At 70.3% G+C, this 20,158-nt stretch carries 14 protein-coding genes and 1 riboswitch; of the genes, 9 read left to right on the top strand and 5 right to left on the bottom strand.

The annotated features are described in order from the left end of the window. Positions 1-132: 132 nt before the first annotated feature. Together ACQEU8_RS09355 and ACQEU8_RS09350 are read left to right on the top strand one after the other, a co-directional pair. Positions 133-1,743 carry an RNA polymerase sigma factor gene (locus ACQEU8_RS09355; protein ID WP_433098779.1) on the top strand — a complete coding sequence of 537 codons (1,611 nt, stop codon included), beginning with the start codon at positions 133-135 and terminating at the stop codon, positions 1,741-1,743. Positions 1,744-2,037: 294 nt separating this feature from the next. Beyond that, positions 2,038-2,913 (top strand): serine protease, encoded by an 876-nt coding sequence (locus ACQEU8_RS09350; RefSeq protein ID WP_433102264.1) that lies wholly within the window; start codon positions 2,038-2,040, stop codon positions 2,911-2,913. A gap of 308 nt (positions 2,914-3,221) precedes the next feature. On the opposite strand, the gene ACQEU8_RS09345 is transcribed toward ACQEU8_RS09350, so the two are convergent. Then, complete coding sequence (locus tag ACQEU8_RS09345) at positions 3,222-3,446, bottom strand: DUF7455 domain-containing protein (RefSeq protein WP_433098777.1); 225 nt, start codon at positions 3,444-3,446, stop codon at positions 3,222-3,224. 556 nt (positions 3,447-4,002) lie between these two features. Between ACQEU8_RS09345 and ACQEU8_RS09340 the strand changes: the two genes are divergently transcribed. The 3 genes from ACQEU8_RS09340 (at position 4,003) to ACQEU8_RS09330 (ending at position 8,535) form a co-directional block, all read left to right on the top strand. Then, the gene (locus tag ACQEU8_RS09340; protein ID WP_433098775.1) at positions 4,003-6,126 is read left to right on the top strand and encodes a DNA gyrase/topoisomerase IV subunit B; all 2,124 of its coding nucleotides are present in this window, start codon (positions 4,003-4,005) and stop codon (positions 6,124-6,126) included. A 292-nt stretch (positions 6,127-6,418) separates the two neighbouring features. Continuing rightward, a complete protein-coding gene (locus tag ACQEU8_RS09335) occupies positions 6,419-6,877 on the top strand; it encodes a DUF485 domain-containing protein (protein WP_433098773.1) in 459 nt (152 codons plus the stop codon). Beyond that, complete coding sequence (locus ACQEU8_RS09330; protein WP_433098771.1) at positions 6,874-8,535, top strand: solute symporter family protein; 1,662 nt, start codon at positions 6,874-6,876, stop codon at positions 8,533-8,535. The genes ACQEU8_RS09335 and ACQEU8_RS09330 overlap by 4 nt, the downstream gene beginning before the upstream one ends. Positions 8,536-8,555: 20 nt before the next feature. Here the strand turns inward: ACQEU8_RS09330 and ACQEU8_RS09325 are convergent, their stop codons facing one another. Next, positions 8,556-10,259, bottom strand: a complete 1,704-nt coding sequence (locus ACQEU8_RS09325) for a sensor histidine kinase (protein ID WP_433102262.1) — start codon at positions 10,257-10,259, stop codon at positions 8,556-8,558. Between the two features lie 166 nt (positions 10,260-10,425). Beyond that, positions 10,426-11,379: a sucrase ferredoxin gene (locus ACQEU8_RS09320; RefSeq protein WP_433098769.1), complete on the bottom strand. Its 954-nt coding sequence runs from the start codon at positions 11,377-11,379 to the stop codon at positions 10,426-10,428. Positions 11,380-11,573: 194 nt separating this feature from the next. On the opposite strand from ACQEU8_RS09320, the gene ACQEU8_RS09315 reads away from it, so the two are divergent. Then, positions 11,574-12,791 (top strand): CobW family GTP-binding protein, encoded by a 1,218-nt coding sequence (locus tag ACQEU8_RS09315; protein ID WP_433098765.1) that lies wholly within the window; start codon positions 11,574-11,576, stop codon positions 12,789-12,791. A gap of 92 nt (positions 12,792-12,883) precedes the next feature. Here the strand turns inward: ACQEU8_RS09315 and ACQEU8_RS09310 are convergent, their stop codons facing one another. Continuing rightward, complete coding sequence (locus ACQEU8_RS09310; protein WP_433098763.1) at positions 12,884-15,343, bottom strand: DNA gyrase/topoisomerase IV subunit A; 2,460 nt, start codon at positions 15,341-15,343, stop codon at positions 12,884-12,886. 274 nt (positions 15,344-15,617) lie between these two features. Between ACQEU8_RS09310 and ACQEU8_RS09305 the strand changes: the two genes are divergently transcribed. The 3 genes from ACQEU8_RS09305 to ACQEU8_RS09295 all read left to right on the top strand — a co-directional run bounded on the left by ACQEU8_RS09305 (position 15,618) and on the right by ACQEU8_RS09295 (position 19,624). After that, on the top strand, positions 15,618-16,958 hold the full coding sequence (locus ACQEU8_RS09305) for a M16 family metallopeptidase (RefSeq protein ID WP_433098761.1): 1,341 nt from the start codon (positions 15,618-15,620) through the stop codon (positions 16,956-16,958). Positions 16,959-17,044: 86 nt separating this feature from the next. Next, on the top strand, positions 17,045-18,415 hold the full coding sequence (locus ACQEU8_RS09300; protein WP_433102260.1) for a M16 family metallopeptidase: 1,371 nt from the start codon (positions 17,045-17,047) through the stop codon (positions 18,413-18,415). A 215-nt stretch (positions 18,416-18,630) separates the two neighbouring features. Next, a riboswitch (cyclic di-AMP (ydaO/yuaA leader) is annotated at positions 18,631-18,788 on the top strand. A 14-nt stretch (positions 18,789-18,802) separates the two neighbouring features. Beyond that, positions 18,803-19,624 (top strand): M23 family metallopeptidase, encoded by an 822-nt coding sequence (locus ACQEU8_RS09295; protein WP_433098759.1) that lies wholly within the window; start codon positions 18,803-18,805, stop codon positions 19,622-19,624. A 172-nt stretch (positions 19,625-19,796) separates the two neighbouring features. On the opposite strand, the gene ACQEU8_RS09290 is transcribed toward ACQEU8_RS09295, so the two are convergent. Next, positions 19,797-20,078 (bottom strand): HPr family phosphocarrier protein, encoded by a 282-nt coding sequence (locus tag ACQEU8_RS09290; RefSeq protein ID WP_433102258.1) that lies wholly within the window; start codon positions 20,076-20,078, stop codon positions 19,797-19,799. Positions 20,079-20,158: the final 80 nt, after the last annotated feature.

Genomic DNA, 20,158 nt, shown 5'->3' with positions numbered 1-20,158 from the left:
CAGCGGAGGAGGGAATACGGGCGCTCCGTCCGGGGCTCTTGTTCCTACCCGTTATTTCTCCACTGCTCCGCCCGCGCCGTCGGTTCATCCCCACCGGCGGTCCGCCGTTTCCATCGTTCCGAGAGGTTGTTCGTGTCGGCCAGCACATCCCGTACTCTCCCCGCGGAGATCGCCGAATCCGAGTCCGTGATGGCGCTCATCGAGCGGGGGAAGGCTGAGGGGCAGATCGCCGGCGACGACGTACGTCGGGCCTTCGAGGCTGACCAGATTCCGCCAACCCAGTGGAAGAACGTTCTGCGCAGCCTCAACCAGATCCTCGACGAGGAGGGTGTGACGCTGATGGTGAGTGCAGCCGAGGCGCCCAAACGCACCCGTAAGAGCGTCGCAGCGAAGACCCAGGCCAAGCGCACCGCCACCAAGACGGTCGCCGCCAAGACCACCCAGGCCAAGAAGGCCACCCCAGCGAGCGCGGCTCCCGCTGCCCCGGCCGCCCCCTCCGCTCCCGTCGCGGGTGCAGCCGCGGGGCAGGAGGCCGCCGGGGAGGAGGCTGCGCCGAAGCCCGCGAAGAAGGCCGCGGCCAAGAAGACCACGGCGAAGAAGACCGCAACCAAGAAGACGGCGGCGGCGCCCAAGAAGACAGCAGCCAAGAAGTCCGTCGTCGACGAACTCCTCGAGGGTGAAGAGGAGCTGGTGGAGGACATCGCCGCCAAGCCCTCGGGCAAGCCCGGTCCCGAGGACGGCCCCGGACCCGAGGTCAAGAACGAGAACGAGGGCTTCGTCATCTCCGACGATGACGAGGACGACGCGCCGGCGCAGCAGGTCGCCGCCGCGGGGGCGACGGCCGACCCGGTCAAGGACTACCTCAAGCAGATCGGCAAGGTGCCGCTCCTCAACGCGGAGCAGGAGGTCGAGCTCGCCAAGCGGATCGAGGCCGGTCTCTTCGCCGAGGACAAGCTTGCCGCCGAGGAGAAGCTGGCCCCCAAGCTCCAGCGAGAGCTGGAGATCATCGCCGAGGACGGGCGCCGCGCCAAGAACCACCTGCTGGAAGCTAACCTCCGACTCGTGGTCTCGCTGGCCAAGCGCTACACGGGCCGCGGCATGCTCTTCCTGGACCTGATCCAGGAGGGGAACCTCGGTCTGATCCGTGCGGTCGAGAAGTTCGACTACACGAAGGGCTACAAGTTCTCGACGTACGCGACGTGGTGGATCCGCCAGGCCATCACCCGCGCCATGGCCGACCAGGCCCGCACCATCCGGATCCCGGTGCACATGGTCGAGGTCATCAACAAGCTCGCCCGTGTGCAGCGCCAGATGCTCCAGGACCTGGGCCGCGAGCCCACACCGGAGGAGCTGGCGAAGGAGCTGGACATGACGCCCGAGAAGGTCGTCGAGGTCCAGAAGTACGGTCGCGAGCCGATCTCGCTGCACACTCCGCTGGGTGAGGACGGCGACAGCGAATTCGGTGATCTGATCGAGGACTCCGAGGCGGTCGTCCCGGCGGACGCGGTCAGCTTCACGCTCCTCCAGGAGCAGCTGCACTCCGTGCTCGACACGCTCAGCGAGCGCGAGGCGGGCGTCGTCTCGATGCGTTTCGGTCTGACCGACGGCCAGCCCAAGACGCTCGACGAGATCGGCAAGGTCTACGGCGTGACGCGTGAGCGCATCCGTCAGATCGAGTCGAAGACGATGTCCAAGCTCCGTCACCCCTCCCGCTCGCAGGTTCTGCGGGACTACCTGGACTGACAGGCACGGCGTACAGACAACGGCACAGCGCAGACGCACGCGGAGGCCGGTGAACCCCGAACCAGGGGTTCACCGGCCTCCGCGTTGCTGTGCGTGTGGCTGGGCGGGGCGTTGCCGGCAGTGGCTGGTCCCGCGCAAGGCGCCCCGGGGCCCCGTATACGGCCCGATATCCGTACGCGTCATCGAGCATCCGGCGCACATCCCGGGTGGCCCGGGATGCGACTCGCGTGGAGGCGGAACACCCTGGGTAGTCACACAGTTCCGTACGGTCAGGAGGTCGGTCTCATGCGATCGATGCGCTGTAAGCGAACACGCGCCAGCCGAACCCCGGTGCCCCCAGGAAATCGTCTCCTCAGCCTGGGGGCGGCGCTGATAGCGGCGTTCCTCGCGCAGGCGGTCCCGCAGGCCGCGGCGCAGAGCGCCGCGCACAGCAGGGGCTCCGACCGTGTCGTCATCGGCGGCGCGCCGGTGAACGCCGAGGCGCATCCGTGGGTGGTCGCGCTCTCCAGCCGTGACCGGTTCGGCCCGCAGCGTTCGGGCCAGTTCTGCGGGGGTGCCGTCGTCGGCCCGCGTACGGCGATCACGGCTGCGCACTGCCTCACCCGGGAGGTGCTGGGTGCCGATCCTTCCCAGGTCAGCGACCTGCGCGTGATCACGGGACGGGGGGATCTGACGACCACGGCGGGCAAGGAGATCGCGGTCGAGTCGTCGAAGGTCAACCCGGACTACGACCCCAGGAGCAACAGGGGTGACATCGCCGTACTGCGGCTGGCGTCCCCCGTGCCGCGGGAGTCCGTCATTCCGATGGCCCAGCAGGGCGACCCGGCTTACCAGGCGGGCACTCCGGCCTCGGTCTACGGCTGGGGCGACACCACGGGGCGCGGGGACTATGCGAACACGCTGCACGCCGCGCGGGTGAATGTGCTGCCGGACACGGACTGCCGGCGTGCCTACCCCGGCTCGGCGAACGGCACCTACGACTCGGGCACCATGATGTGCGCGGGGACGAAGCAGGGCGGCAGGGACGCCTGTCAGGGGGACAGCGGCGGCCCACTGGTCGCCCAGGGCAAGCTCGTGGGCCTGGCCTCATGGGGCGTCGGCTGCGGCGAGTCGGGCAGGCCGGGCGTCTATACGCGGCTCTCCGCGGTCGGATCCGTAATCCACGCCTAGGACGGCGTGGTCGAACGCGGAGGGACCTGAGAGGGGCGTGGAGCGCGCCCTGAGGGGTCTGGGGTCCGGTGGGGCGCGCCGGGGGCGCGAGCCCGGTCCGGGCAAGACGCCGGGCGGCCTGGGCAGGACGCCGGACGGGTCCCGGTAAGACGCCGAACGGTCTGGGTGAGACGCCGGACGGTCCGGGCAAGGCGCCGGAAATGACGAGGGCGGACGGTCCTCCCGGGAGTCGGGGGGACCGTCCGCCGGTTCCGGCCTGTGCCGGGATAGCTCGTCGGACGTGGACGCGAAGGCGTCGAATCAGCAGGTCATCGTTCGTCTTCGGTGGCGGGAGTCGCGGTGAGCTTCTCCGTCTCGTCCTGTATCTCCGCGGCGATCTTCTTGAGTTCCGGCTCGAACTTGCGGCCATGGTGGGCGCAGAACAGCAGCTCTCCGCCGCTTGTAAGGACAACGCGCAGGTACGCCTGTGCGTTGCACCGGTCACAGCGGTCTGCTGCCGTCAGCGGAGTCGCGGGGGTCAGAACTGTAGTCACGTCGCCTCTTCTCTAGCTCGACGAGCTGTCGTACCAGGGTCAACATCCAACCAGGCCGAAAACGTTCCCGCACTGGCCTTCATTCCCGGACTTTTTTGGCCGGGAGGCCGGATTGTTGCCGGGTGGCGGCGAATGGGCCGTATTGCAGGGGTTGGGAGCTTTCCGTCGGTAACCGTCGGTGTGGTCCGTCGGTGTGTTCGGTCTGTTGTTGAATCTGTGACGGTGGGTGGTGGCGGGTCCTGCCAGTGGCGCTGACAGGTCCTCGTCGTGCCGTTGTGTTGTCGTCCGACTCCGGGCCGTTCCAACCCTTCGTTGTGGAGGACGTGCCCGGAGCCTAAATGGTTCATGCCTGGATGGGAACGTGATGTGTGCGGCACCAGGATCCGTTATCGAACAGAATATCGAAGGTGAGCTAGCATGGCAGTTCTCCTGATCCGTCTCCTGGGTCGCACACGTCCGTCTCCTGGGTCGCGCGCCACGTGCCGTCCTGGGCCTCGGTACCCTCTGACGCGGCAACCCAGCCGTCTCAAGCAGAATTCAGCGAGGAGCGAACCGCGTGACCGCCGATATGTCCGTGCCGTCCACCGCACTGCTGACCGGGGCAGACCGCGAGGGCGGTTCCAATTACACCGCGCGGCATCTGCTTGTCCTGGAAGGGCTGGAGGCTGTCCGCAAGCGGCCGGGCATGTACATCGGCTCGACCGACAGTCGCGGGTTGATGCACTGCCTCTGGGAGATTATCGACAACTCGGTTGACGAAGCCCTGGGCGGGTACTGCGACCGGATCGAGGTCACCCTCCATGAGGACGGCTCGGTCGAGGTCGGCGACAACGGCCGGGGCATTCCTGTCGACGTGGAGCCCAAGACGGGGCTCTCCGGTGTCGAGGTCGTGATGACCAAGCTGCACGCCGGCGGCAAGTTCGGCGGCGGCGCCTACGCGGCCTCCGGTGGTCTTCACGGTGTGGGTGCCTCTGTCGTCAACGCGCTCTCCTCCCGGCTGGACGTCGAGGTCGACCTCCACAGCAGGACCCACAGCATCAGCTTCCGCCGCGGTGTGCCCGGCATCTTCACCGAGTCCGGCCCCGACGCGCCGTTCGACCCCTCCAGCGGGCTGCTCAAGGGGAAGAAGATCCCCAAGAACCGATCGGGCACCCGGGTGCGCTACTGGGCGGACCGGCAGATCTTCCTGAAGGACGCCAAGCTCTCCCTGGAGACGCTGCACGCGCGTGCCCGCCAGACCGCGTTCCTGGTGCCCGGGCTGACGATCGTCGTACGGGACGAGCGTGGGCTGGAGGACGAGGGGGTGGTCGAGGAGACGTTCCACTACGACGGCGGCATCAGCGAGTTCTGCGAGTACCTCGCACAGGACAAGGCAGTCTGTGACGTACTGCGGCTCCAGGGGCAGGGCACGTTCAAGGAGACCGTGCCGGTGCTGGACGACCGTGGTCACATGATCCCCACCGAGGTGCAGCGCGAGCTGGGTGTGGACATCGCGCTGCGTTGGGGCACCGGCTACGACACGACGCTCAAGTCGTTCGTGAACATCATCGCCACCCCCAAGGGCGGCACCCATGTCGCGGGTTTCGAGCGTTCGGTCACCAAGACGGTCAACGAGGCGCTGCGTACGCACCGGTTGCTGAAGGTCGCCGACGACGACGTCGTCAAGGACGACGCCCTTGAGGGGCTGACCGCCGTGGTGACGGTGCGGCTGGCCGAGCCGCAGTTCGAGGGGCAGACCAAGGAGGTACTGGGCACCTCGGCGGCCTCGCGTATCGTCGCGCAGGTCGTCGCCAAGGAGCTGAAGGCGTTCCTGACGTCCTCCAAGCGGGACGCCAAGGCGCAGGCCCGGGCCGTACTGGAGAAGGTCGCCGCCGCGGCTCGTACGCGTATTGCCGCGCGGCAGCACAAGGAGGCGCAGCGCAGGAAGACGGCGCTGGAGTCCTCCGCGCTGCCCGCCAAGCTGGCCGACTGCCGTGCCGACGACATCGACCGCACCGAACTGTTCATCGTGGAGGGCGACTCCGCGCTCGGCACTGCCAAGGTGGCGCGGAACTCTGAGTTCCAGGCGCTGCTGCCGATCCGCGGCAAGATCCTCAACGTCCAGAAGTCGTCCGTCTCGGACATGCTGAAGAACGCCGAGTGCGGGGCCATCATCCAGGTCATAGGAGCCGGGTCCGGGCGGACCTTCGACATCGACCAGGCTCGCTACGGCAAGGTCATCTTCCTTGCCGACGCGGACGTGGACGGGGCCCATATCCGCTGTCTGCTGCTGACGCTCTTCCAGCGCTATATGCGGCCGATGGTGGAGGAGGGGCGCGTCTTCTCGGCCGTACCACCGCTGCACCGGATCGAGTTGATCAACCCGAAGAAGGGGCAGGACAAGTACCTGTACACCTACTCGGACAACGAACTGCGCCAGACGCTGCTGGAGCTGGAGAGCAAGAAGGTCCGCTACAAGGAGTCCATCCAGCGCTACAAGGGTCTGGGTGAGATGGACGCCGATCAGCTGGCCGAGACCACCATGGACCCGCGGCACCGCACTCTGCGCCGTATCAACATCAGCGACCTGGAGGCGGCAGAGCAGGCTTTCGACCTGCTGATGGGCAGCGAGGTGGCGCCGCGCAGGGAGTTCATCAGCTCCTCCGCCGCGACGTTGGACCGCTCGCGCATCGACGTCTGAGCGACGGGGACGTTTCAACGGTTGCGGACTTCTCAGTAACTGCCGACGTCGGTTGTCCAAGTGACAGCCGACGTCGGTTCGTTTGAGCGACCGTCGAGGTCGGATCGTCCGACCGACCGTCGATGTCGGATCGTTCGGGTGGCCGTCGACGTCTGATCGTCTGACGGCCATGAGCGTCTGGTCGACGTCCGGTGAGACCCATCCTTTCGCCCGGTGACCGGGCTGTCACCTGAAGGGGTGAAGGGGCGGGATTGTGCTGAATGTGATCTGGGGCCTGCGCGCATCCTGAGGCATGCGCATCGACGATCCCTGGTACGACGCCCTGGCCACGGGCGACCCCGAGCCCAACAGCGCCCCTCCCGGCCCGCCGCCGCCCCGGCAGCGGCAGACGAGCTCGCCCGATGCGCGCGAGGTGTATCTGGCCGTACAGCACAGCACTGCCTTTCAGCAGGTCCGTCGCCGGTACCGGCGCTTCGTGCTGCCCGTCAGCGCGGCGTTCCTGCTGTGGTATCTCGGCTATCTGGTGCTGGCTGTCAGCGCGCCGGGGCTGATGGCCAGACCCGTGGCCGGTGTGCTGAACGTCGGCATGGCCGCGGGGCTCGCGCAGTTCGCCACCGCGTTCCTGCTGACGTGGCTGTACGCGCGCCACGCCCGGCTGCGCAGGGACCGGCTCGCCCTCGAAATCCGCTGGGAGACCCAGGAGATGACCCGTGGGGCCGGGTCCGCGCCGGTCGGGGAGGGCGTGCGGTGAGCGGCGGTCATCAGTTGCTGACCCTGCTGCTGTTCAGCGCCGTGGTCGTTGCCACGATGGCCATCACGAGCTGGGCGGGCAGCAGACGGCAGGGCTCACCGGAGGAGTTCTACGCGGGTGGCAGGCTCTTCACCCCGATGGAGAATGGTTTCGCCATCGCCGGTGACTATCTGTCCGCAGCTTCCTTCCTCGGAGCAGCCGGTCTGATCGCGCTCTACGGCTACGACGGAATGCTCTACTCCGTGGGATTCCTGGTGGCGTGGCTTCTCGTCCTGCTGCTCGTCGCCGAACTGGTCCGCAACTGCGGGCGCTTCACCCTCGCCGACGTCGTTGCCGCACGGGTGCGCGAGCGGCCGGTGCGGATTGCGCTGGGGTGTTCGTCGGTGACGGTCTCGGTGCTGTATCTGGTGGCGCAGATGGTCGGCGCGGGCAGCCTGGTGGCGCTGCTGCTGGGCGGCCACGGGGGAGCGGCGTACACCTGGACGGTGTCGGGGGTGGGCGCGCTGATGGTGTTCTACGTCGTCTGCGGCGGGATGCGGGCGACCACGTGGATCCAGATCGTCAAGGCGGTTCTGCTGATGGGCGGCGCGCTGGCGCTCAGCGTGCTGGTGCTGCTGCGTTTCGGTGGCGATCTGTCCGCACTGCTGACCAGCGCGGCCGAACGCAGCGGCCACGGTAAGGACTTCCTCGCCCCCGGCTTGCGCCACGGCGGCGCCGGCTGGACCTCGCGGCTCGACTTCCTCAGCCTCGGCCTGGCGCTGGTGCTCGGTACGGCAGGGCTGCCGCACATCCTGGCGCGCTTCTACACCGTGCCCACCGCGCGTGCCGCCCGTCGCTCGGTTGTGTGGGCGGTCGGGCTCATCGGGAGCTTCTATCTGCTGACCATCGTCCTCGGCACCGGCGCGGCTGCGCTGGTGGGCAGCGACGCGGTGCGCCGGTCGAACGCTGCCGGGAACACCGCTGTGCCGCTGCTGGCGGCCGAGTTGGGCGGTGGCGCGGATTCCACCGGGGGAGGCGCCCTGGTGGCTCTGGTCGCAGCGGTCACCTTCGCCACCATCCTGGCCGTGGTCGCGGGCGTCACCCTCGCCGCCTCGGTCGCGGTGGCACACGATCTGTACGCGTCGCTGACCCGGGGCAAGCGGCCCGAGGAGTGGCGGCGTTCCGGCGTATGGGAGCGCCCTGGCCGGTGGGAGCCGCCCCGGGAGCAGGGCCGGGTGAACGAGGTCGCCGTCGCACGTGTGGCCGCTGTCCTCATCGGGGCCGTCGCCGTCGGGTTGAGCCTGCTCGCACAGCAGTTGAACGTGGTGTTCCTGGTGGGTCTGGCCTTCGCCGTGGCCGCCTCGGCCAATTTGCCGGTGCTGCTGTACGCCCTCTTCTGGCGGCGCTTCACCACGCGGGGCGCCCTCTGGTCCGTATACGGCGGGCTGGTGCCCGCGGTGGCGCTGGTGGCGCTCTCGCCGGTCGTCTCGGGCGGTCCGCAGGCGCTGTTCCCCGGCCGGGACTTCGCGTACTTCCCGCTGGAGAACCCCGGGATCGTCTCCATCCCGCTGGGCTTCCTCGCGGGCTGGCTGGGCACGCTCCTGTCCTGTGGCGGTCCCGACGCGGCCGGGCACGCCGAGACGGAGGTGCGCTCCCTCACGGGCGCGGGCGCGGTCTGAAACGCGGACCGGTGGGCACCTCACGGGCGCTGCGTGACATCCGCGGGGCCGCGTTCCGGGTGGAGGGCTTCGGGGAGGACGACGGTGAACTCCGCGCCGCCGTCCGGGCCCCGGCCCACCCGTGCGGTGCCACCATGGCGCTCCGCGAGCCGCCGTACCAGCGCCAGGCCGAGCCCGCGGCGGCCGTGTGCCGGCGGTTCCTTGGTGGACCAGCCCTCGGTGAAGACGGCTTCATGGTGCTCGGGCGGGATACCGGGGCCGCTGTCGCTCACTCGCAAGGTGAGCCCGGTCGGCGCTGGGCCGGTGCCGGGGACGAGCGCGACCGTCACCCGGGCACCGGGCGAACCGGCTGCCGCGTCAAGGGCGTTGTCGACCAGGTTGCCCAGCACGGTGGCCAGCTCCGGCGGGTCCACCAGGCAGTCGGGCAGCAGCGTGCCCGGTGCGATGCGCAGGGCGACGGAACGCTCGGCGGCCACCGTGGCCTTGCCGACCAGCAGCGCGGCGAGCATCGGATCGTGGATGTGCTCGGAGACCTGCTCGGCCGTTGCCCGGTGTGCCCCGACGGCCTCGCTCAGATAGTCCACCGCGTCCTCGACCATGCCCAGTTGCAGCAGACCGAGCAGGATATGCATCCGGTTGGCGTGTTCGTGGTCCTGCGCGCGCAGGGCGTCGATCAGCCCCTGGGAGCCGTCGAGTTCCCGGCCGAGGCGCTCCAGTTCGGTTCTGTCGCGCAGGGTGGCGACGGCGCCGCCGTCCTCGGTGGGCATCCGGTTGGCGACCAGTACCCGCCCGCCGCTGACGGACAGCAGATCGGACCCCGGCACCTCGCCCGCCAGCACCTTGGCCGTACGCCCGGGGCCCAGTGCCTCCTGCGGGGACAGCCCGATGTGCTGCTTGTCCAGGTCGAGCAGCCGCTGCGCCTCGTCGTTCACCAGCCGGATCCGTCCCGCGGTGTCCAGTGCGACGACGCCCTCCCGGATGCCGTGCAGTACCGCCTCCCGTTCGGCCAGCAGTGCGGTGATGTCGGAGAACGCCAGGTCGTGGGTGCGTTTCTGGAGCCTGCGGAAGACGAGCAGCGCGGCGAGCGCGCCCACCCCGAGCGCGGCGCCCGCGTACGCCAGCAGCCCTGGAACGGCCCGGGTGAAGCGGTCGCGCACGCTGTCGTAGGCGATGCCGACCGAGACGGCTCCGACGACCTTCCCCGCCTCGTCCCGCAACGGCACCTTGCCGCGTGCCGATCTGCCCAGGGTGCCCTCGTCGATGTGGTGCACCTCCCGGCCGGCCAGTGCGGGCCCCGGGTCGGTGGAGACCCGGTGGCCGATGCGGTCGGGCTCCGCGTGCGACCAGCGGATGCCGCGGGTGTCCAGCACCACGATGTAGCTGGCGCCGGTGGCGTGCCGGATGCGCTCGGCGAGGTGCTGGACGGGCCCGTTCCGGGTGGGCCCCGCGCCGTCGGTGAGCAGGTCGTCCAGGCCGGGTTCAGCCGCTGTCGCCTGGGCGATGGCCAGTGCGCGACGGGACGCCTGGTCGTCGAGCTGCTCGCTGAACGGCGCCAGGAACAGCCCGGTGGCCACGGCGGTCACCCCGGTGACGACCGCCAGCAGCATCAGCAGCACCTGGGACGACACGCGCTGTGGCCAGCCGGGGGTACGCGGTTGCCGGGGCCGGCGGCGAGGGCGTATGCGAAGCCGGCGTCGTACGGATACGCCTCGGGCCGAGGCCATGCCGGAGAGGGACACGGGCAACCTCACGGCGGGAGGGAACGGGCTGCGGGCCGATCCCCCGGACGGGGGGACGTAGCCGGACGGTATCCACCCGGCTCCCCGGACGCACCAGGCCGGACGCCGCCCGTATCTCCGGTGCGGCAGGGCGGCAGCTCCCGCCGCGGCCTCAGGCCGGGTCGGCGGCAGGCAGCTCCGCGATCCGTACGACATCCATCCGCACCTGGGCGACCGGGGCGGCACCGCAGCTCGCGGATACGGGAGGCCCGTCGGTGGACTCGGCGAGGGTGACCCGCCAGCGGCGCCCATCCATATGCGCGACGGTCACGCTCCAGCGCCCGCCTTCCGGCCTCGCCCGCACGGCCCCCACGGCGCGCACGGTCCGGACGGTCAGCGCGTGCGTGCGGGTCTCGCCCGTGCGCTCCCGTACGGCCAGGTCGGCCGCCTGCCCTGGGCGGTCCCAGGCCGAGCGGCCACGGCAGCCGTCCGTCAGCACGTGGCCGTCCCGTACGGCGTCCAGTACGCCCTTCACGGCGGGGGCGCCGAGCCGTCCGTACGCGTAGCCGTAGGGCAGCACCAGCAAGGTGGGTGCGAAGCGGTGGCCGCCAATGTGGGTGATCTCCCAGACGTTCGCCCCGCCGGACGCTTCGAGTTCGGCCGCCAGTGGCCTGCCGAGCAGCGCGCAGCAGCGGTCCCTTTTCCCGTTGGTGCACACCAGCGCGAGCGGGTCACCCTCGTACGGCCGCCAGCCGGGACCGAGCGCCGGAGCGCCATCGAGCGCCGCGAAATCCAGCTCCCGCAGCGCTCCCAGACCGTTGCCCGGTAGCACCGCCGTACGGACCCAGGAGTCGCCCGGGACCGTACGCGCGAGGAAGACCTGGTGCTGTGCGGTCGGGGGGCTGTCCGCGTGCCGTCCGGGGCGCCGGATCAGCGCGACCCGGCCACCGTGCGCGGCTGCCGCGGCATCGAGGGCCTGCCCTAGCTCCGGGTCGAGACGGCTCTCGGTCAGCGCCTTGTTGCCCCACGGGCCCGGCTGCTCGATCAGCAACCAGGTACGGGCTGTCGCCGCCGTCCCCGCGAGGGGCTCGGCCAAGGCCTGGGAGGCCGTCGCACACGTGCTCACACAGGTGAGCCTAACCTGGGTGACCATGCCCGGCGCGGGCACGCTGCCGCGCGTCGCCGCCGGCGGTCAGCCCTGAGCGGGGAACCGGAAGGCCTCCTTCGGTACGATCGGCAGCCGTTCCGCGGCCGCGGGAACCGCCGGCCGCAGGAGCTTCAGGAGCTGCAGGGGCGGACGAGGCAGGAGGGGCGGAACGCGTGCGCGATGCGGAGGTCGGTGCCCGACGGGGCGCGGTGGGCGACCGGATCCCGGTCGTCGTACTGGCCGGGTTCCTCGGCTCAGGGAAGACCACCCTCCTCAACCATCTGCTGCGCCGCGCCAGAGGCACCCGCATCGGTGCGATCGTCAACGATTTCGGCAGCATCGAGATCGACGCCATGGCGGTGTCCGGCCAGGTGGACTCGATGGTCTCCATCGGGGACGGCTGCCTGTGCTGTGCCGTGGACACCAGCGACATGGACGAGGTGCTGGACGTCCTCGCGCGCCCCGCGGCCGGTATGGATGTCATCGTGATCGAGGCCAGCGGGGTGGCCGAGCCGGAGACGCTGATCCGGATGGTGCTGGCCAGCCGCAGCCCGTACATCGTCTACGGCGGGCTGGTGGAGGTCGTCGACGCGGCGGAGTTCGAGGCCGTACGCGCGCGCCATCCCGAACTCGAGCGCCATGTGGGCGCGGCCGACCTGCTCGTCCTCAACAAGGCCGACCGTGTGACCGACGAGCGCCGTGCGGCGCTCCATGCGGAGCTGCACCGGCTCAGCCCCGGAACGCCTGTGGTCCCCGCCTCGTTCGGCCGGGTCGATCCGGCGCTGCTGTTCGACCGCGTACAGCGCGAACGGCCACCCGTCGAACAGCTCTCGTTCGACTCGCTGCTGTACGGCGACGGAGACAGCGATGGCGGTGAGCACGAGCACGGGTGCGGCGGGGAGGGGTGCCACGTGGAGCACCTGCATGCCGCCTACGAATCGGTGGAGTTCGCCTCGGACAGCCCGCTGGACCCCCGCCGCTTCCTGGAGTTCCTGGATGCCAGGCCCGAGGGGCTGTACCGGATCAAGGGCTATGTGGACTTCGGCGCGGCCGATCCAGACAACCTGTACGAGGTGCATGCCGTGGGCGGCTTCCTCCGGTTCGCACCGGAACGGCGGGCCCGCTCCGAGGCACGGCGTACGGAGCTGGTGCTGATCGGCGCCGGGGTCGACGGCGCGGCGCTGCGCGACGGGCTCCATGCGTGCGCCATCGGTCCCGAGGGCCCGGACGAGCACGCGCTGTGGGGAGTGCTCCGGTATGTGGACGGCTCCCCCGACGATGAGCCGGACGCGCTGGTTGGGCCTGAGGACGAGCTGGACGCGCTGGTCGAGGACACCGACGAAGCCGTCGACGAGGCGGACGACGCCTACCCCAGCCCCTCGCCGCTGTAAGGCTCGACTCGCCGTTGTAAGGCTCGACGCCGCTGCGGGCTCGACGCCGCGGCGGGAGGGTGCTGGGGCCAGCCCCCCAGCACCCCCGGCCACTACACCGGCCCGGCCACCGCCGCGACCTGCTTCTTCAGCGGCAGACCCGAACCGTCCCTGCGGGGATCGGGTTCGGGCAGCTCGGCGGGGGCGCCGGTCTTGGTCGCCGCCAGAGCGGGCGTGGCGCCGGCCCAGGCCAGCCGCAGCCGGTCCTCTCCCTTGAGGAAGCGCTGGCAGCGCACACCGCCCGTCGCGCGCCCCTTGCGGGGGTACTGGTCGAACGGGGTGAGCTTGGCCGTGCTCAGTGAGTCGTCGAGGGTGCCCTCGGAGCCGGCTGCCGTGAACACGGCCGCCTCGGCGCCCGGGTCGACGGCGCCGAAGAAGATCACCTTCGCGTCCTGGGCCAGCTTGACGCCCGCCACGCCGCCCGCGGGGCGGCCCTGCGGGCGTACCTGACCCGCCTGGAAGCGCAGCAGTTGCGCGTCGTCGGTGATGAAGACCAGGTCCTCCTCGCCGGTGCGCAGCTCGGCTCCGCCGACGATGCGGTCACCCTCCTTGAGGGTGATGACCTCCAACTCCCCCCGGTTCGCCGGATAGTCGGGCACCACGCGTTTGACGACGCCCTGTTCGGTGCCGATCGCCAGGCCCGGCGAGGACTCGTCCAGCGTGGTGAGACAGACCAGCGTCTCGTCGCCCTCCAGCGTGAGGAACTCCGAAATCTGCGCGCCGCCCGCCAGATTGGGCGAGGTGGCCGTCTCGGGCAGCTGCGGCAGGTCGACCACTTGCAGTCGCAGCAGCCGGCCGGACGAGGTCACAGCGCCGACCTCGCCGCGTGTGGTGGCTGGTACGGCGGAGACGATCACGTCGTGCTTGACGCGCTTGGCGGACTCGCCGAACTCCATGCCGCCGTTGGCCGTACGGGCCAGCAGACCGGTCGAGGAGAGCAGCACCCGGCACGGGTCGTCGGCGACCTCCAGCGGCACTGCGGCAACCGGAACCTCGGCGGAGTCCAGCAACTCGGTGCGGCGCGGGGTGCCGTACTTCTTGGAGACGGCGGACAGTTCGGAGGAAACCAGCTTGCGCAGCTCCGCGTCCGACTCCAGGATCCGGGTCAGCTGCTCGATCTCGCCCTTGAGCCGGTCCCGCTCGTCCTCCAGCTCGATGCGGTCGAACTTGGTGAGCCGGCGCAGCGGGGTGTCGAGGATGTACTGGGTCTGGATATCGCTGAGGTCGAAACGCGCGATGAGGGACGCCTTGGCCTCCGCGGCGTTCTCACTCGACCGGATGATTCTGATGACCTCGTCGATGTCGACGAGCGCCACCAGCAGGCCCTCCACCAGATGCAGCCGGTCGCGCCGCTTGCCGCGCCGGAACTCGCTGCGCCGCCGCACCACGTCGAACCGGTGGTCGACGTAGACCTCCAGCAGCTCCTTGAGGCCGAGGGTGAGCGGCTGGCCGTCCACCAGCGCGACGTTGTTGATGCCGAAGGACTCCTCCATCGGCGTCAGCTTGTACAGCTGGGACAGCACGGCCTCCGGGTTGAAGCCGTTCTTGACCTCGATGACCAGACGCAGCCCGTGCTCGCGGTCGGTGAGGTCCTTGACGTCCGCGATGCCCTGGAGCTTCTTCGCGTTGACCAGGTCCTTGATCTTGGAGATGACCTTCTCGGGGCCGACGGCGAACGGCAGCTCGGTGACCACAAGACCCTTGCGCCGCGCCGTGACCTGCTCGATCGACACGGTGGCACGGATCTTGAAGGTGCCGCGCCCGGAGACGTAGGCGTCCTTGATGCCCTCCCGGCCGACGATCTTGCCGCCGGTCGGCAGGTCGGGGCCCGGGATGAAGCCCATCAGGGTCTCAAGGTCCGCACCCGGGTGCTTGATCAGATGCCGGGCCGCCGAGATGACCTCGGTCAGGTTGTGCGGCGGCATGTTCGTCGCCATGCCGACCGCGATCCCCGAGGAGCCGTTCACCAGCAGGTTGGGGTAGGCGGCGGGCAGTGTGACGGGCTCCTGCTCGCTGCCGTCGTAGTTGGCGCCGAAGTCGACCGTCTCCTCGTCGATCGACTCGACCATCAACCCGGCGGCAGGCGCGGAGCGGCACTCGGTGTAGCGCATCGCCGCGGGCGGGTCGTCGTTGCCCAGCGAGCCGAAGTTGCCGTGGCCGTCCACCAACGGCAGCCGCATGGAGAAGTCCTGCGCCATGCGCACCAGCGCGTCATAGATGGGCGAGTCACCGTGCGGGTGCAGCTTTCCCATCACCTCGCCCACCACGCGGGCGCACTTCACATACGACCTGTCGGGGCGCAGGCCCATCTCGTGCATCTGGTACAGGATCCGGCGCTGTACGGGCTTCATCCCGTCGCGGGCGTCGGGCAGCGCGCGCGAGTAGATGACCGAATACGCATACTCCAGATAGGAGCCCTGCATCTCGTCGACGACGTCGATGTCGACGATGCGCTCCTCGAAGTCCTCTCCCGGCTCCGGTGCCGGTGTACGGCTTTTACTGCGGCGGGCCATCGCGGCTGCGGCTCCTTCGCTGCTTCGTGCTGTCGCTCTTGTGCTCTCGGGTCGTGCTCTCGGAGGTCGTGCTCTCGGACCGACATGCTCTCGGTCGACCATTGTGGACCGCCGCACTGACAGGGCGGTCGCTCGGTAGACCGTACGGGAACTTCGCACCTTGTCGGCGTGGTTGCATACAGTGACAGGGCCGCCGGTCGCGTGAGGCGCCAGGCGGTCGGCAGTTCCCGGCGCCAGGCCGGGATACCCCCGCGAGCGAAGGGACTCCACGCCCATGGGTCACACGGCCACGCCCCCGCCGGCCACCGGTGGGCTGACAGCGACGGAGCACCGGCTGGCCAACGGCCTGCGGGTGGTGCTCTCCGAGGATCATCTGACCCCCGTCGCCGCTGTCTGCCTCTGGTACGACGTCGGTTCCCGTCACGAGGCGAAGGGCCGCACCGGCCTGGCCCACCTCTTCGAGCACCTGATGTTCCAGGGCTCGGCCCAGGTCAAGGGCAACGGGCACTTCGAGCTGGTGCAGGGCGCCGGCGGCTCGCTGAACGGCACCACCAGCTTCGAGCGCACCAACTACTTCGAGACCATGCCGGCCCACGAGCTGGAGCTCGCCCTGTGGCTGGAAGCAGACCGGATGGGCTCGCTGCTGGCCGCGCTGGACGAGGAGTCCATGGAGAACCAGCGTGACGTGGTCAAGAACGAGCGTCGCCAGCGCTACGACAACGTGCCCTACGGCACCGCCTTCGAGCGGATGACCGCCATGGTCTTCCCCGAGGGCCACCCTTACCACCACACCCCGATCGGCTCCATGGAAGACCTGGACGCGGCCTCCCTCCAGGACGCGCAGGAGTTCTTCCGTACGTACTACGCGCCCAACAACGCCGTGCTGTCCGTCGTCGGCGACATCGACCCGGAGCAGACACTCGCCTGGATCGAGAAGTACTTCGGCTCCATCCCGGGGCACGACGGCAAGCGCCCCCCGCGGGACGGCGTGCTGCCCGAGCTCATGGGTGAGGAGAAGCGCGAGGTCGTCGAGGAGGACGTGCCCTCCCGCGCGCTGATGAACGGCTACCGCCTGCCGCACGACGGCACCCGCGAGGCGGACGCAGCTGACCTGGCGCTGACCGCGCTCGGCGGCGGCGAGTCCTCCCGCCTCTACACCCGGCTGGTGCGGCACGACCGCACCGCGGTGGCAGCCGGTTTCGGCCTGCTCCGGCTGGCCGGCGCCCCCTCGCTGGGCTGGCTGGACATCAAGGCGTCCAGCGGCGCGGAGATCGCCGACATCCAGGCGGCGGTCGACGAGGAGCTGCGCCGCTTCGCGGAGGAGGGGCCCGGCGAGGAGGAGATGGAGCGGGCCCAGGCGCAGTTGGAGCGCGAGTGGCTGGACCGGCTGGCCACGGTCGGCGGCCGTGCCGACGAACTGTGCCGGTACGCGGTCCTCTTCGGCGACCCGCAGCTGGCGCTCACAGCGGTGCGGCGGGTGCTGGAGGTGACCCGCGAGGAGGTGCGGGAGGTGGCGGCCCAGCGGCTGCGCGCCGACAACCGCGCCGTGCTCGTGTACGAACCGCTGGCGGACGAGGACGAGCCGGCGAACGAGGACGAGGAGACCGGGCAGTGAGCGAGACACCGGCGAGCACGAGCCAGAGCCCCGCGGCAGTGGCGGGCACCAGCCCCGCGGGCATCGCGGAGACAGCAGGGAAGAGCATGGAGTTCCACCCCCAGCCGCCCAGCGGCACCCCCAAGCCGTGGGCCTTCCCCACCCCCGAGCGCGGCACGCTGCCCAACGGGCTGACGGTGCTGCGCTGCCACCGCCCGGGGCAGGAGGTCGTCGCCGTCGAGGTGACCCTGATGGCGCCGCTGGACGCGGAGCCCGAGGGGCTGGACGGGGTCGCCACCATCATGGCCCGCGCGCTGAGCGAGGGCACGGACAAGCACACGGCCGAGGAGTTCGCCGCCGAGCTGGAGCGGTGCGGCGCCACGCTCGACTCGAACGCCGACCACCCCGGTGTGCGGGTCTCGCTGGAGGTGCCGGTGTCCCGGCTGCCCAAGGCGCTGGGCCTGCTCGCCGACGCGCTGCGCGCACCGGCGTTCCCCGACAGCGAGGTCGAACGGCTCGTCGCCAACCGGCTCGACGAGATCCCGCACGAGCTGGCCAACCCGGCCCGCCGCGCCGCCAAGGAACTCTCCCGCGAACTCTTCCCCGCCGCGTCGCGGATGTCGCGGCCCCGGCAGGGCACCGAGGAGACGGTGCGGGGCATCGACGCGGCTGCCGTACGCGCCTTCTACGAGGCCCATGTGCACCCGGCGACGGCCACCGTCGTCGTGGTCGGCGATCTGGAGGGCGTCGATCTGGACGCGGCGCTCGCCGAGACCCTCGGCAGCTGGACGGGAGCCGCGGCCGCGCCCCGCCCGATGTCACCGATCACCGCGGACGACTCGGGCCGGGTCGTCATCGTGGACCGGCCCGGAGCGGTGCAGACGCAGCTGCTGATCGGCCGCGTCGGCCCCGACCGGCACGACCGGGTGTGGCCCGCGCAGCTGTTGGGCGTCTACTGCCTGGGCGGCACCCTCACCTCCCGGCTGGACCGGGTGCTGCGCGAGGAGAAGGGCTACACCTACGGCGTACGCGCGTTCGGGCAGGTGCTGCGCTCCGCCGAGGACGGCACCGGAGCCGCGCTGCTGGCCATCAGCGGCTCGGTGGCCACCGATGTGACGGGGCCCGCGCTGGACGATCTGTGGCAGGTGCTGCGGAAGCTGGCCGCCGAGGGCCTGACCGACGAGGAACGGGACGTGGCGGTACGGAACCTGGTGGGTGTCGCGCCGCTGCGCTACGAGACGGCAGCGGCCGTCGCGGGGACGCTGGCCGACCAGGTCGAGCAGTATCTGCCGGACGACTACCAGGCCAGGCTCTACGCCCAACTCGCCGAGACGGGCACGGTGGAGGCCACGGCGGCGGCGGTCAGCTCGCTGCCCGCCGACCGGCTGGTGACGGTGCTGGTCGGCGACGCCTCGCAGATCGCCGATCCGGTAAGGGAGTTGGGGATCGGCGACGTCAAGGTGGTCTCCGGTTCGTAGAGCCCGCGGGCGGGGCGCGAACGGCAGTAGGAAGTGGGGCCCGGGAGGAGGAATCACTCCTTCCGGGCCCCTCTCAATGTCCGTTTCTGTCGCGATTGCTGATGAGTTGGAGTGTGGCGTACGTGACAAACCCAGGGATTCGTTTGCCGCTCGGAGTTGGGCCCGATTAGCGTCGTTGCCGCTGTCCGTCAGAAGTGACCGCACCCGCGGCCGACGGACAGCGATCGCCGAATCCCCGAGGCGCACCTGCCGAGGGGGACCGGGGACCCAGGTCCCATTGGGGTGAATCGGACGGCCTCGCAAGAGGCGGCCCGTAGGAGACCTTCCTGCTCCGAACCCGTCAGCTAACCCGGTAGGCGAGAAGGAAGGAAAGGAGTACGCCTCCGTATGGCGTTCACCCGTGCCACTGGCAAGCACAGGCGTCCGAGCAAGGCCCGCAGGGCCGCAGGGGGAGCGGCAGGCATAGCCGGCCTCGCCACCGTGGGCGTCGTCGGGTCCATCGCCTCCCCCGCCTTCGCCGCGAGCGGCGGCCAGAACAACGCCCCCGTCAAGCACAACGCCAAGGTGAGCGAGGCCGTCGCCGGCCCGATCTCCGAGACGCTGGACCAGCAGGCATACGAGCAGGCCCTCCAGGCCGAGCAGACCCATGCCGAGACCGAGGCCAAGGAGGAGGCCGCCAAGGCGAAGGCGGAGGCCAAGCGGAAGGCCGACGAGGCCAAGCGCAAGGCGGCCGCCGAGAAGGCCGAGAAGGAGCGCGCGGCGAAGGAGAGGGCCGCCCGCGAAGCCAAGCGGGCGAAGCTCAACGCCTATGTGGCGCCCGTCGAGGGCTCCTACGTCTCCACCGGTTACCAGCAGGGCGGCGGCATGTGGTCGTCCGGCAGCCACACCGGCGTCGACTTCCACGCGGGCATGAACACCCCGGTCCAGTCCGTGGCCGCCGGCGAGGTCGTGGAGGCCGGCAACGGCGGTGCCTACGGCAACAACATCGTCATCAAGCACAAGGACGGCACGTACACGCAGTACGGCCACCTCAACTCGATCGGTGTCTCGGTCGGCCAGCAGGTGAAGCCGGGCCAGCAGATCGGCCTCTCCGGCTCCACCGGCAACTCCTCGGGCCCCCACCTGCACTTCGAGGCGCGTAGCTCCGCCGAGTACGGCTCGGACATCGACCCGGTCGCCTACCTCCGCGACCACGGCGTGAAGCTCTGACCGGACGTCGCGGCTGAGCCCGTCGCGGAGACCGCCCCCGGCCTGGGGAGCACGAGGGGGGCGCTGCACCGCCAGGTGCAGCGCCCCCCTCGTAATTGTCCGCCGCGACGGCGAGCAACCACCGACCACAGGGTCCGGCGGTATCCGCGACGGCCTAAGCCCTCACGTTCGGTCAGACCGTTTCGGGCAGCTCCTCCAGGCCCTCGGAGACGAGCTTGGCCAGCCGGTCGAGGGCCTGCTCGGCGCCGTCCGCCTCGGAGGCGAGGACGATCTCCTCGCCTCCCTCGGCCCCGAGGCCGAGCACACCGAGCATGGAGGCCGCGTTGACGGGATTGCCCTCGCCCTTGCGGACGGTGACCGGGACCCCGGCTGCCGAGGCGGCACGGACGAAGATGGAGGCGGGGCGGGCGTGCAGCCCCTCGGCCCAGCCGACGGTGACGCGGCGCTCAACCATGGTGTTGCCCTTCGGGTCGTCGAGATTGTTCTTGTCCGTGACAATACGACGCACCTCCGAGCCCCTCAGCACGCGCCCTC

This window comes from Streptomyces sp. CA-250714, assembly GCF_050936705.1.
Lineage (GTDB): Bacteria > Actinomycetota > Actinomycetes > Streptomycetales > Streptomycetaceae > Streptomyces.
Note: the sequence above shows the minus strand (reverse complement) of the source record. Positions and strands in the feature narration are given on the sequence as shown.